This window comes from Paenibacillus sp. FSL H7-0350, assembly GCF_038593195.1.
GTDB lineage: Bacteria > Bacillota > Bacilli > Paenibacillales > Paenibacillaceae > Paenibacillus_AQ.
Map to the genome: position 1 here is coordinate 6,118,272 of NZ_CP151972.1, position 13,536 is coordinate 6,131,807.

11 protein-coding genes are annotated in these 13,536 nt (G+C 55.9%); 9 read left to right on the forward strand and 2 right to left on the reverse strand.

The window, feature by feature from the left end:
- Positions 1 to 111 precede the first annotated feature (111 nt).
- The 3 genes from NYE24_RS27655 to NYE24_RS27665 all read left to right on the forward strand — a co-directional run bounded on the left by NYE24_RS27655 (position 112) and on the right by NYE24_RS27665 (position 2,088).
- A complete protein-coding gene (locus tag NYE24_RS27655; RefSeq protein ID WP_342479307.1) occupies positions 112 to 1,062 on the forward strand; it encodes an RNA methyltransferase in 951 nt (316 codons plus the stop codon).
- Between the two features lie 50 nt (positions 1,063 to 1,112).
- Positions 1,113 to 1,730, forward strand: a complete 618-nt coding sequence (locus NYE24_RS27660) for an NUDIX hydrolase (protein ID WP_342477144.1) — start codon at positions 1,113 to 1,115, stop codon at positions 1,728 to 1,730.
- Positions 1,731 to 1,932: 202 nt separating this feature from the next.
- A complete protein-coding gene (locus tag NYE24_RS27665) occupies positions 1,933 to 2,088 on the forward strand; it encodes a hypothetical protein (RefSeq protein WP_341029376.1) in 156 nt (51 codons plus the stop codon).
- Between the two features lie 107 nt (positions 2,089 to 2,195).
- Here NYE24_RS27665 and NYE24_RS27670 read toward each other — a convergent pair whose 3' ends face one another.
- Both NYE24_RS27670 and abc-f read right to left on the reverse strand, forming a co-directional pair.
- Positions 2,196 to 2,669 (reverse strand): ASCH domain-containing protein, encoded by a 474-nt coding sequence (locus NYE24_RS27670; RefSeq protein WP_342477145.1) that lies wholly within the window; start codon positions 2,667 to 2,669, stop codon positions 2,196 to 2,198.
- 94 nt (positions 2,670 to 2,763) lie between these two features.
- Positions 2,764 to 4,707, reverse strand: a complete 1,944-nt coding sequence (abc-f, locus tag NYE24_RS27675; RefSeq protein WP_342477146.1) for an ABC-F type ribosomal protection protein — start codon at positions 4,705 to 4,707, stop codon at positions 2,764 to 2,766.
- Between the two features lie 457 nt (positions 4,708 to 5,164).
- Here abc-f and NYE24_RS27680 point away from each other — a divergent pair, with 457 nt between their 5' ends.
- From NYE24_RS27680 to NYE24_RS27705, 6 genes are all read left to right on the forward strand, one after another.
- The gene (locus tag NYE24_RS27680; RefSeq protein ID WP_036696174.1) at positions 5,165 to 5,542 is read left to right on the forward strand and encodes a PH domain-containing protein; all 378 of its coding nucleotides are present in this window, start codon (positions 5,165 to 5,167) and stop codon (positions 5,540 to 5,542) included.
- 222 nt (positions 5,543 to 5,764) lie between these two features.
- The gene (gene ggt, locus NYE24_RS27685) at positions 5,765 to 7,342 is read left to right on the forward strand and encodes a gamma-glutamyltransferase (RefSeq protein ID WP_342477147.1); all 1,578 of its coding nucleotides are present in this window, start codon (positions 5,765 to 5,767) and stop codon (positions 7,340 to 7,342) included.
- A gap of 491 nt (positions 7,343 to 7,833) precedes the next feature.
- Positions 7,834 to 9,213, forward strand: a complete 1,380-nt coding sequence (locus NYE24_RS27690; protein WP_342477148.1) for an amidase family protein — start codon at positions 7,834 to 7,836, stop codon at positions 9,211 to 9,213.
- Between the two features lie 670 nt (positions 9,214 to 9,883).
- Complete coding sequence (locus tag NYE24_RS27695) at positions 9,884 to 11,458, forward strand: PucR family transcriptional regulator (RefSeq protein ID WP_341029383.1); 1,575 nt, start codon at positions 9,884 to 9,886, stop codon at positions 11,456 to 11,458.
- Positions 11,459 to 11,501: 43 nt separating this feature from the next.
- The gene (locus NYE24_RS27700; protein WP_036691137.1) at positions 11,502 to 12,131 is read left to right on the forward strand and encodes an NTP transferase domain-containing protein; all 630 of its coding nucleotides are present in this window, start codon (positions 11,502 to 11,504) and stop codon (positions 12,129 to 12,131) included.
- 213 nt (positions 12,132 to 12,344) lie between these two features.
- Positions 12,345 to 13,520: a BMP family ABC transporter substrate-binding protein gene (locus NYE24_RS27705; protein WP_036691135.1), complete on the forward strand. Its 1,176-nt coding sequence runs from the start codon at positions 12,345 to 12,347 to the stop codon at positions 13,518 to 13,520.
- The last annotated feature ends 16 nt before the right edge of the window (positions 13,521 to 13,536 follow it).

Below are 13,536 nucleotides of genomic sequence, written 5' to 3' on the forward strand. Positions count from 1 at the left end.
CTTGCAGGCTGTTGATTACTGGCAGTAACCGTGATAGACTTACTTAGTTTAAGCAAAGGAACCGCCGGGCACGGCGGAAGCGACAGGAGCGAAATTGTAGTGTCAACGAACATACCTGCAAGTGTTGAACCGATATATATTTATACGTATGCCCATTCACCGGATGAGACCTCATTATGCGGAATGGAGCTGCGCTGCCTGTTCGGCCGGAAGATCCCTCCGGCTATATTCGCAAGCGGGGTAGAGGTGGATGTCAGCCGCAGTCCTTTTATCAAAGAACGGATAGATGTGATGTACGAAGGGGACACGCTCCCGGAGATCTACAAACAGACAGAGCAGGTAGAACTGGGGGGGCGGAGCTTCAAGGTTATTTTTGTGAAGACTAATGATCTGGCTCCTGAGCATAAAATCGAATACGGTGAGCGCAGAGTGATTGAGCGGGAAATCGGCCTGCGGATTGAGGGAGAGGCGGATGTGAACCATCCGGAGCTGGTGTACGGGATTGTTACGCTCGGCGGACGCTGGTACTTCGGCCCTTATCATAAGAACAATGCAACCTGGTTCCGGCAGATGCACAAGCCCCGCAGCTACTCGATAGCGCTTAGCACACGGGTAGCCCGGGCAGCAGTCAATATGGCGGTTCCGCGCATACCCTGTGTGAAGCTGATCGATCCCTGCTGCGGAATTGGCACAGTAATGGTGGAAGCTCTGTCGATGGGAATCGATGTCGTTGGCCGTGATATTAACCCGCTCATAGCGGCAGGTGCGCGGACGAACATCGCTCATTTCGGCTTCGAGAGTGTCGTTACGCTCGGAGATATCGCAGACATCCAGGAGCATTACGATGCAGCGATCGTGGACATGCCTTATAATCTGTATTCACGGATTACTCCTGAAGAGCAGTTTGCGATTCTAAGCCATACGCGGCGGATTGCGGACAGAGTGGTCATTGTGGCGATTGAGGCGGTGGATGAGATGATTGCTGCGGCCGGTTTTACGATTGTAGATCGTTGTGTGGCGCGAAAAGGTGCGTTCTCCCGTCATTTGATGCTGTGCGAGTAGAGCGCATGGAAGAAGTATCGTAATTAAATCCGAGTGAAGGCGGTGTGCTTGTGGAACCGAAATGGTTAACCTGGGCCAAAGAAATTCAAGGGATTGCCCAGACAGGGCTGGCTTATGCCAAGGATGTATATGATATTGAACGTTATCAGGCACTGCGCGAGCTGAGCGTGGACATTCTGGCGAATTATACGTATGAGAGCAAGGAGCGTATCCGGCTCTCCTTCGCGGGCGAAGACGGGTATAGTACGCCTAAGGTGGATATCCGGGGAGTTATTTTTCAGGATGATAAAATTCTGCTCGTACACGAGAAGCTCGACGGAAAATGGGCACTGCCCGGAGGTTGGGCGGATATCGGCCTGTCACCAAGCGAGGTAGCTGTCAAGGAAATTGCCGAGGAATCCGGCTACAAGGCGGAAGCGGTCCGTCTGCTTGCCGTGCTGGATAAGAAGTTCCATCATCATCCGCCGGAGCCGTACCATACCTATAAAATGTTCATCCTGTGCAGAATTACCGGCGGGGAAGCGGCGGGTGGTGTGGAGACGAGCGGTGCGGGATTTTTTGCTGAGGATGAATTACCCGAATTGTCTGAAGAACGCAATACGGCTGAGCAGCTGCACACAATATTCCAATATTTACATAATCCCGAAAAAGAAGTAATATTGGACTAAAGCACTGCATATAATAGATAACCAAGAGTGTATATAAGTTTTATGAATACATTGTTTGGTTAATATTGTTTATGTAAGCCTTTACAATGATAATCCGCTGAGCCTTTATATCTAAAAAAAATATCGAAAACATCTCTTTTTGGGCCTGGCGGTCTACATTTTTTCCTCTGCTTTGACGATAAGAATTTTAGGAGGGGATCGCATGGAACAAGAAGAGCTAAGACTTCCGCTTGCGCAGGAGGGGATGTCCCGGCCTACAGAGGGCAATATCGCCACGGGCCTGGTATGGGGTGTCCTGATCAGTATTCCCTTATGGATCTCGTTGATCGGCTGGATGATGGGCATCTGGAAATTCTAAGACCCGTCCGCAGCAATAGCTAAGTCTCACTACTACTAACTGCACATATACAATGAAGGCTGCCTCTTCGAAGTGAAGAAGCAGCCTTTTTAAATATATAATTAATATTACAATTCGTTGTTAATATGCACCAGCCGGAAGTTCTCACAGACCACCCGCATATCCGGGTCAAAAGGCTTGCCCTCACGCTCCAGCTCCCTGGTGAAGAACACCTCATGCTCGTAGCGCCAGGATTCAAGGCTGCGGTCATCCTCCCCTTCGGAGTAGGCGAATTCAGCGGTTACCTCAGCGAACGGAACAACCTCCACCTTCGTCGTCTCAATAATCGCGCGCGGCTGCCCTGTGCTGTCCAGCAGGACGGATAATCCGCCTGTAAAAGGCATGCTCAGCCCCTGAGCCTTAATCAGCTCATAATTCTGCGCGGTTCCTGTCTTGATTCCTTTCAGCACCAGATCCAGCAGCTCATCTGCCAGCCGGGGATTGTCGCCGAACGCCCAGGCGCTGTCGAATTTGTCTGCCGCTTCCGGGTGCTTCACCAGATAACTCTCCCAATATTTTGCAATTTCCGGGGTTAATGTCATTACGGTCACCTCTATCTTAGATTTGTAAGTGTATATTCATTGATCGTGAAGCAAAGCCGATTCCAGTTGGGCGAGGACGGGAGAGTAGTGCAGATCAGTCCGCTTCGCTTAACCAACTGCTGTACAGGCCATCGAGCTTCTGCTGCGCAGCATCTCTCATTTCTTGCAGCCCGGCCAGCTTCTCTGCATTGCTCGACAGCTGAGGGTCCAGCATTTCGGCATCGATAAGAGCAAGCTGTGCTTCCGCTGCGGCAATGTCCTGCTCCCACGAAGCCGCCGGACGCGGCTTGCGGTTCGGACTGGCAGGGCCGGATGGGGATGCTTCTGCCCGCCCGCTTACAGAGCGGGGCTTGCCGGTGCTGCCCCCGGAAGATTCCGGCTGCGTGGCCTCTTGCCGCTGGGCGGCTTCGGCCTGCTTTTCCTTATAGTATTCGTAGTTGCCCGGGAAGGAGGAGAAGCGTCCGCCGTCAATATGCCAGAGCTTGCCGAAGCAGCGGTTGATGAAATAACGGTCATGGGATACCGCCAGCACGGTGCCGGGGAACTCCTCCAGCGCCTCCTCCAGCGCCTCGCGGGAATCGATATCCAGATGGTTGGTCGGCTCATCCAGAATCAGCAGGTTCGGCCTCTTGTGCATCAGGATCGCGAAGCGCAGCCGGGTCCATTCTCCTCCTGAGAGGTTGGTGATGCTCTTGAAGACATCGCTGCCGTAGAAAAGGAAGCGGGCCAGCTGGCCGCGGGCTTCGCCTTCTTCAAGTCCGGCCTCCTCGCGGAAATAACGCAACACGGAGTGGCCGCCCTCCTCCGGTACAGCTTCCTGGGCCAGATAACCGACGACAGCCCGGGAAGCAAGCGTATAGCTCCCGCTATCCGGTGTCTCCTGGCCGAGGATGATCTTCAGCAGGGTGCTTTTGCCTGCTCCGTTGCCGCCGATCAGTGCCGTGGTCTCGCCGTATCTCAGAATATCGCTGGCGGCCGAGAACAGCCTGCGCTCCCCGTAAGACTTGCTGATGCGGTCCAGGATAACCACCTGGTTGCCGGTCCGGTCATCCTGCTGGAGCTGCAGATCCATCGACTTCCGCTCCAGGATCGGGCGTTTGACCTTGACCATCCGGTCCAGCGCCTTTTGCATGGACGCCGCACGGCGGTGGAAGGAAGGGTTCGGCGGATTGGAGCGGTTGCCCCATTCAATCAGCCTTTTGATACTCTCCTGCATCTGCTTGATCTTCTTCTGCTGCTCCTGGTAGTCAGCGAATTGCTGAAGGAGCCTGGCTTCCTTCTCCACCTGATAACCGCTGTAGTTCGTATGGAAGGTGAAAGCCTCCCCGTCTTCAAGCTCGATGACCTTCTTCACCACGGCATCCAGGAAGTAACGGTCATGGGAGATAGCGAGCACCGTGCCGTCATAGCTCTGGAGGAACTGCTCCAGCCACTCGATAGCCTCCATGTCCAGATGGTTGGTCGGCTCATCGAGCAGCAGGATGTCGGGACGGCGCAGCAGCAGCTCGGCCAACCCTACCTTGGTCTTCTCTCCGCCGGAGAGGGAAGAGAAGCTGCGGTCATATTGCTCCGTTCCAATCCCCAGTCCTGAGGCTACACGCTGGATCGAGGCTTCCAGCTCATAGCCGCCTGCGGCCTCGAACTTCTCCTGGAGGGTGCCGTATTCCTTAAGCAGCCGGTTCCAGGCTTGCTCGTTGTCGCCCGCGCCGGAGGATGACATCTCCTGCTCCAGCTCCCGCAGGCGGCGCTGCCAGCCAAGCTGCTCCGCGAAGCTGCGCTGAAGTACGGCGTAGACTGTGTCGCTCTCGTTCACCTCTTGAATCTGGGCAAGCAGACCGATGACGCTGCCCCGGCGGATGGAGAGCTGCCCTTGATCTGGGCGTTCCTCCCCGCCCAGCAAGTGGAAGAGGGTGGTTTTGCCGCAGCCGTTGCGGCCGATCAGGCCGATTTTTTCGCCTTGGCGGATATCGAAAGTGACATCGCTCAGGACGAGCTGGGCACCGTGGTATTTTTGGATATTTTGACATGAGATAATCATCGTTAGGCTCCTTTTATTAGAATGCTCTTTGCTCTGCCGCTTCAATTTATCCGAAATATCCGGTTAAAAGCACATAAAAAGGCCGCAGGGAAATTTCCCTGCGGCCTGAGAGTTCTTCGGGTTAAGACATCCGTTGAAGTGTAGGCGAGAAAGGCATTTCACAATGTTGTAGTGTTATTAAGTTCTTGTAAATGGACAGACTTCTCCCGTTGTCCGATTTTACATGAACGATGCCCGCCATGATATTAATCAGCGGGCTGCTAACACTGTTGGTCCGATTGTGATCCATTCTCCTACACCTCCTTTTTGATAAATTTAAAGCTAGTGTAACCAAAAATCCCGAAATAAGCAAGGGAGAATTGTTCCCGCAGAGACATAAATGCATGGCACTGCAAGTAGTATGGAGTGTGGTGAAGGGGCGTTGCCCTTATAACGGCTACGGGAAAAGAGGAGAGCTATGGCGATTTTTAACGGATTGCTCGGCAATGCAACTCAGGTGGAGCTGGGGGAGGTGCAGCGGGAATACGGACGGATTCTGGCTCCGAATGAAAAGATTGAGCGCGCCTATAAGCTGGTTCGGGACATGTTTATTTTCACAGATAAGCGGCTGATTCTTGTAGACAAGCAGGGCATGACCGGCAAGAAAACCGAATACCACTCAGTTCCTTACAAAAGTATCACCCATTACTCCGTGGAGACGGCGGGGCATTTCGATCTGGATGCGGAGCTATGCCTGTATATCTCGGGCGCGGGGCTGCCGCTGAAGAAAACCTTCAACAAATCGGTCGATATCTATGAAGTGCAGGCTGTGCTGTCGCAATATATCCTGAAATAAGGGGTGTGCGTAGAGGGCGTACTAAGGCCATAGCCTGCGGCAGCTCCATATAACAGACGGATAGAACGAATGCCACGCCTAGGCCTGCTTCCTTCCTGAAATTTGTGCATGGCTCACAAAATAAGCGGCAGCAAATGTACGGTCCTGCGGAAACCGTTGACAGGGGCTCCGGGCCTGCTGTTAAATGACACTAACTTAAGCGGCAGGGAAGGGAGGCGGAACATGAGGAGAGGACCGGTGACCGGAACGAAAACGATGGTGGTCAGCCCGCATTATCTGGCCTCGGCGGCGGGCGCGCAAGTTTTGGCCAAAGGCGGCAACGCCTATGATGCGGCGGTTGCAGTCAGCGCGGCGCTGGCTGTGGTCTATCCGCATATGGCCGGGCTCGGCGGCGACGCCTTTTGGCTGGGGTACAGCGCCAGTGAAGGGCGCGTGCGGGCTTACAATGGCAGCGGACGCTCGGGCTACGCCGTCCGCCGGGACTGCTATGCCGGGGAGGAAGCCATTCCCCGGCGGGGGGTGCGCAGCGCCATTACGGTGCCCGGAATGGCGGATAGCTGGGAGGCTGTCCAGCGGGAGTATGGACGGCTGACCCTGGCCGAGGTGCTGGAGCCGGCTATCGGCTACAGCGCCGGGGGCTTTCCGCTGTCGCCGGACCAGCATGGCGGCAGCGTATTGGCCGGAGCCGCGCTGTCGCCCGAAGCGGCGGCGGTGTATCTTCCCGGCGGCCGGATACCGGCGGCGGGCGAGCGGTTTGTGCAGCGGCAGCTGGCCGGGACGCTTCGGGCGCTTGCGGCGGGAGGCCGGGATGCTTTTTATAAAGGGAGTATTGCAGAAGAGATCAGTGATTATATGCAGGCTTCCGGCGGGTACCTGACCCGCGATGATTTCGCGGATCACCAGGGTAGCTGGGAAGAGCCTCTCCAGACGGTGTACCATGGGCATACCGTCTATCAGGTTCCGCCGAATTCGCAGGGCTTCACGGCGCTCATGGCGCTAAATATCCTGGAGCATTCTAATTTTGCGGAGATCAGGCACGGCTCCTATGAGTATTATCATCTGCTGGTGGAGGCGCTGAAGCTGAGCTTCCGTGACCGCGACCAGGTGCTTACCGACCCGTCCTTCAGCAGCATTCCGCTGGACCGTCTTCTGAGTAAGCCCTATGCGGCACAACTCGCGGCGGCGATTTCTCCCCGTAAGGCGCTTGCTCTCAGCAGCGAACCGGTTGGAAGGGATACGGCTTACGCAGCGGTGGTGGATGAAGAGGGAAATGCAGTCTCGTTCATCCAGAGTCTGTATTTCGAATTCGGGTCGGGGGTTGTGGCTGGGAATACGGGGATTCTGCTCCAGAACCGCGGGTCCTTCTTCTCGCTTGATCCTACCCATGTCAATACGCTGGAGCCCCACAAGCGCACCTTCCACACGCTGATGCCGGCGATGGCCTGCCGGGACGGGAAGCCGGCTTATCTCTATGGCACACAGGGTGGTGAAGGCCAGCCGCAGACGCAGACCCTGCTGCTCACGCGCATGCTTCACTACGGGATGGACCCGCAGACTGCGGTGAGTGAACCCCGTTTCGTCTGGGGCAGAACCTGGGGGGAGCCGACTCAGGAGCTGCGGATCGAGAACCGGGTAGCGGAAGCTGTGCGGACAGAGTTGGCGGAGGCGGGGCATCTTGTCCGTGAGGCAGAGAGCTATGACGGGGTGATGGGGCACGCCCATGCTATCTCGATTGATGGCAACGGCTACCGCAGCGGGGGGGCGGACCCCCGCTCTGATGGAGCGGCTATCGGGTGGTAGAGGAATGAATTCGTGGCAGGAGTAAGGAAATAAGGGGAACAGGAAGTTAGGAAGACAGGAATACAGGAAGACTAATAGAGCAACAGATTTCAGCTTGTGAAAATTACTTTAACTAATCGCTTACTGAAGGTTTGCCGCGCCCCGGTAAGGGTGTAAAGGGGATGCTTAAAGAAGGCTTAATTGCAATCTGTACAACTAAATCCTCGAATGTGCCGCCGAATCTCCGTTTAGATGTATTTCGTACAATTAAAATACCTCTGTACTTGGATTTTCACCCATTCGGGCAGATTTAGTTGTACAGAGTGCAGTTAGAAGAGGAAAACCTTTCTTTTCACTGTATTTAGATGTACAGAATACAACTATCGCCTAATGCTCGGCTTAAACGCAGCTTCATCCCTTACTTGTTCTACTAGAAGAGGAGAAGGCAGGGTGATTAAGGAGATAAGGATAGAATAATCCGGTTTTGTACGGGAGGGAGAGGGTGGAACAGCATGGTTCTTGATAATCGGCACGGTGCATTCCGGGTCCCGGAGCTGGAGATTCCCGGCAGCGGACATGGGGCATTGCACGGCCTGACCTTCACGGTAAAAGATGTCTTCGCAGTGGCCGGGCACCGCTCTTCCGCCGGTAACCCGGACTGGCTGCGCAGCCACGAACCGGCGGACTCCCATGCAGCTGCTGTACGCAGGATGCTGGAAGCCGGAGCTACGCTGCGGGGGGCTGCCCATACGGATGAGCTGATGTACAGCCTTGGCGGAGAGAACTATCATTACGGCACACCGGTGAATCCGCACGGGGAGAACCGGATTCCCGGCGGCTCGTCCAGCGGGTCAGCGGTAGCTGTGGCCTCGGGGAGTGTGGATTTTGCCCTCGGGACGGATACAGGCGGCTCTGTCCGGGTTCCATCCGCTTATTGCGGTGTGTTCGGTTATCGTCCGACTCACGGCGCGGTATCTCTGGAGGGAGTTATTCCGCTGGCCCCTGCTTTTGACACGGTGGGTTGGATCGCGGGAAGCACGGAGCTGCTGCTGAAGACAGGACGCGTTCTGCTCGGGTCTGTGGACAGCGGCGGCGATGCCCGGGGCGGGGATGACAAGAAGAAAGCGGGCGAGCTGCTCGGATTTGCGGATAGCAGCGGTCATGCCCAGGGCGGTGAGAATAGGAAGAAGTGGGGCCAGCTACTCGGGTCTGTGGGCAGAGGCGACATTGCCCAGGGCATGCAGAATAGTATGGAGCAGAGCGGCGGTGAGATGGTTGATAAGTCTGCCGGTGACCTTCGAATATCCCGGATGTTCTTCCCGCCTGAAGGCTGGGCGCTTGTGGAGCTGGACTGTGCAGACTACCTGAGGCGGGGGCTGGACAAGCTTCAGGCAGGCGCTTCGCTACAGTCTGCTGAAGCCGTGGTGGCCCCTGAAGGCTTGAAGACCTGGATGGACGTCTTCCGCGAGCTGCAGGGTGCCGAGATCTGGGCAACCCATGGGGAGTGGATCGGGCGGGAGCAGCCGGTCTTCGGGCCGGATATTGCCGCCCGGTTCGCTTGGGCGGCGGGGCTAGCCGGGGCGGATCACAGCCCGGCCGCTATGCTGCGCAGCCGGATCACTCAGCGGCTGCGGGCGCTGCTCGGGAAGGACGGCTGTCTCGTCCTTCCGACCGTGCCGGGTCCGGCCCCGCTGCGCGGCGCCGGACCCGGGCAGCTGGAGCGGAGCCGCAGCAGCGCCATGATGCTCAGCTGCCTGGCCGGACTGGCCGGGCTGCCGCAGGTTACGCTGCCGGTGCCCGGCCCCGGCGGACTGCCGCTGGGACTGTCCGTCATCGGCGGGCACGGACAAGATCTCCGGCTCCTGTCCTGGATACAGGAGGTATGGAAGTAGGAAGTCATAGCCCTGGTTCTCTGAATGAAGAGAACCAGGGCTTTTTGCTGTTTGCCCAATGTATGCGGAAAACAGTATCCAATTGTAATCGGAAAACCGATTACATCGGGCGGCGCGAGGGCTGACGGAGCGATTGTAATCGGAAAACCGATTACATCGGGCGGTGCGAGGGCTGACGGAGCGATTGTAATCGGAAAACCGATTACATCGGGCGGTGCGAGGGCTGATGGAGCGATTGTAATCGGAAAACCGATTACATTGGGCGGTGCGAGGGCTGACGGAGCGATTGTAATCGGAAAACCGATTACTTTGGGTGGCACGAGGGCTACCGGGCTGATTGCAATGGGGCGGTGCGGGGGTGAGTGGTCCGGATGTGTGCGAAAAACAGCATACAATGGCAGGTGGCGGGTGAGCGTGCCGGATGAGCGCACCGAATGTATGCGAAAAACAGCATACATTCGGTGCGGAGATGAGCAGGCCGTATGCAGGTCCAAGGGACCGAATGAGGGGCGATGCTGCCATTTGTTACTTATGAGTAATATTATATAACACAAAATAACCCGATTTTAACTTTTCTCTTTCCAACAGCGGTCATTTTATCTATAATGTTACATAAAGTAACATATGAATCGAATGAACCTATTATGAAGGTAGAGAAGGAGGGGTGGCTATGCATCTTACAGTGGAAGAAGCGTTGTCCATTTATCCTTTATCCGAAGCGAAGCTGATTGCCGGGTCCAAGGGGAAGCACAGGATTGTGAAATCGATCAATGTCATGGATGCTCCCGATATCTCGGACTGGATCAAGGAAGGGGAAATGCTGCTGACCACAGCCTATCTGATCAAGGACAGCCCGGAGGAAGCTTCGGCATTGCTGCAGATGCTGAACCGGCGCGGGTCAGCGGGGCTGGGCATTAAGCTGGGCCGGTTCTGGGAGACTGTGCCGCCGCCCTTGATTGCGGAAGCAGAGCAGCTGAATTTCCCGCTGATTGAGCTGCCGTTCCAGTTCACCTTCTCCGACCAGATGAACGGCTTGTTCCGCGCAGAGCTGTCGCGCAGTGTGGGCACCCTGCAGAGCATGATGGAGAAGCAGCGGCTGCTGATGCGTCTTGCCTTGCGTTCCGGTCGCAGCCGTCCGCTGCTGGACACCGTCTCGGAGATCATCGGTTCCCCGCTGGCTGTAATCAGCAACCGGGGAACGGTAGTATTTAACAACTCGGGGTACACCGAAAGTGAGCAACTGGAAGGTTGGCCCTGGCCGCCACGCAATCAGCGCTTCCGTCTCGGCGAAGGCACCGGCTACCGGCTTCCGCTGCTGCAAGCCGGGAAATGCCTAGGTTACCTTCATTATTGCGATATTGATCCCTTGCTGCTGCCCGTGGAGGAAAGTCTGTTCGTCCAGGGGGCGGAGTTGATTTCTTATCATATGCATACCGGGCTGGAGGATTATTTCGAGCAGGCCGGACACCGTGAATTCAGCGGGCTGCTGCGGCGGTTCCTGAATGACGGGCTGAAATACGCTGAGCTGGCACAGGCAGCGCTCCGGCTGGAGATTACGCTGCTTGAGGCCCCGTTTCAACTGCTGCTTACCGATGTGGCTGCTGCGGGAGAAGCCCGGCAGGGAGAGCTGCTGCGGTTGAAGGAGGAGTATTCGGAGCATCCGGTGCTGCATGGCCTGCAGGCGGTCCACTTCCTGGTGGAAGAGGGACTGGTGTCGCTGTATCCGGCCGGGCCGCATCAGCCCGAGGAGTTCCGGGCACTGATTCAGGAATGCTTCGACAACCTGAAGTTCGATAAAGGATATTATCCGCAGTCCGCTGTCAGCAGTGTGAAGCAGAAGCCGGAGGGGCTGAAGGAAGCTTTTGCCGAGATTAAGGAATGTATGGGCATGGCCCGGCAATGGGGCGCACACGGAAATGTGGTGCATTACCGCCAGCTGGAGCTTGATCTGCTGCTGAGCAAGATTCCGGCAGAGACCATGGAGCGTTATTACAGCGGAAGCCTGCGGGGGCTACTTAGCCGGGAACCGGAATATGTTAAGGAGATGCTCCATACGCTGGAGGTCTACCTGGAGAATGACGGCCATGTGAACGAGACGGCCAAGAAGCTGTTCATTCACCGCAATACGGCCACTTACCGGATTGAGAAGCTCAGTGAGTTGCTGGATGTCGATTTCAAAAAAATCAATGATCTCATGAAGCTGAAGCTGGTCTTCCTGTTCCGCAGAATGCTGGAGCGCGAATAACAGCCGTTCATGAGCAGATTGCCAAAAAAAGGAGTGGAGAACAATGAAGGTGGCCGGAATCTTTTTGGCGGCAGGCCGCAGGAATGGAGCAGGGGCCTCGGAAGGTTCTCTGAACAGGGCGGGCGCGGGTTCAGCAGGTGCGGCGATGCTCAGTGAGCTGGAGAACTGCGGGCTTGCGCCGCTGGTTGTGGTGGTTCGTGCGGATGATCCTTTGGGCTGGCTGCCTCCTGCCGGGAAGGCGGAGAATATGCGGCGGATTGAGACTTGCCTGACGGCCCATTTGGGCCTGTCCTTCTCACTGCGCTGCGGCTTGAATGCTGTAGCTTCGCTTCAGCCGGATGCAGTGGTCATTGCGGCGGCGGATCAGCCGTTTGTGGCAGCCGCTCAGATCCGCCGGTTCATCCAAGCGTATGAGCAGCACCCGGAGCTTGATTATGTCACGAGTGCACAAGAAGGATTGCTGATGCCGCCTACCCTGTTCTCAAGCGCGCTGTTCCGCGGACTTCAGGAGCTGGACGATGAAGAGGGCATAGCTGCCATTATGCGGACCAAGGAGTATAAGGGGCTCATCCTGCCTCAAGAGTCTGTTCAGGCGTTCGCAGAGCCCGGGCTGCCGGAGAGCTTCGGAGGGTACCGCAGAGAATGGAGCGTGCGGAGCGGCAACAGACAGTAAATTCGATATTTTCTAAATTGATGTAAGCTAATATCACATAATTTAAGTTAAATTTTGAGATGACTTCGTGCATGAAGCACAAAAGCGACCCCTCTTCTTATCCACCCACACAAAGCTATGTTATATAAATTTACGTAAGTGCTGCTCCTCAGTATAGTAGAGATACATTAATGGCTATAGCCATTAGGAGAGATATCCTGGAGGAGGAGAATTATGAAACAAAGGGGTCAGGCATTCAAATTCAGCATCATCACGATGTTCCTGCTGGCGGTGGTTCTGACGGGGTGCGCGAAGAATAATACGGCGTCTAATACAGATGCAACTGCAACGGCGGCGCCTCCGGCGGCAAGTACACCGGCAGGCGGTGAGGCAGCGGCAACAACAGAGCCGGCAGCGGAGAAGCCGACGGTTGCTTTTGTCTATATCGGGCCTCCGGGTGACGGCGGGTATACGTATCAGCATGATCAGGGCCGGCTATATATGGAGAAGGAGCTTGGGATCAAGGCGGATTTCGTGGAAAATGTACCGGAAAGCGCCGATGCCGAGCGGATCATCACAGAGCTTGCGCAGAACCATGACATCGTGTTCACCACAAGCTTCGGCTATATGGATTTCACCTTGAACGTGGCAGGGAAATTCCCTAACGTGAAGTTCATGCATGCCTCCGGCTACAAGACAGCCGAGAACATGGGAACCTACTTCGGCAAAAACTATCAGGCCAGTTATCTGTCCGGGATCGCGGCAGGTAAAATGACAAAGAAAAATCATCTCGGCTATGTGGGAGCCTTCCCGATCAGCGAGGTGATCTATAATCTGAACGCCTTCACGCTGGGCGCGCAGAGTGTCAACCCGGCGGTGAAGGTGGATGTGGTGTGGACGAATACCTGGTATGACCCTGCGACGGAACGTCAGGCGGCAATCAGCCTGCTCGACAAAGGGGCGGATGTCCTGCTGGCGTATCAGGATTCACCGGCTACCCTTCAGGCTGCGGCGGAACGGGGAGCTTTTGCCGGGGGGAATGACTCGGATATGAGCAAGTATGCACCGGACAACTACTTAACCAACCCTGTATGGAACTGGGGGCCTTATTATGTAAAAGCTGTTCAATCCGTGATGGACGGAACTTGGAAAAGTGAGCAGTATTCCGGCGATATGGCTGACGGCATGGTGGAGCTGGCGCCATTCGGCAACAAGGTTCCCGAGGATGTGAAGAAGCTGGTGGAGGACGCCAAGGCCAAGATCATCAGCGGCGAGCTGGAGGTATTCACCGGACCGATCTCGGACAACAAGGGCAATGTAACTGTTAAGGACGGCCAGAAGCTGACCCTTGAAGAGGTGCTTGGCATGAACTGGCTAGTCAAAGGTGTCGAGGGCACGATTCCGCAGTAACAGCTGCTGCAACACA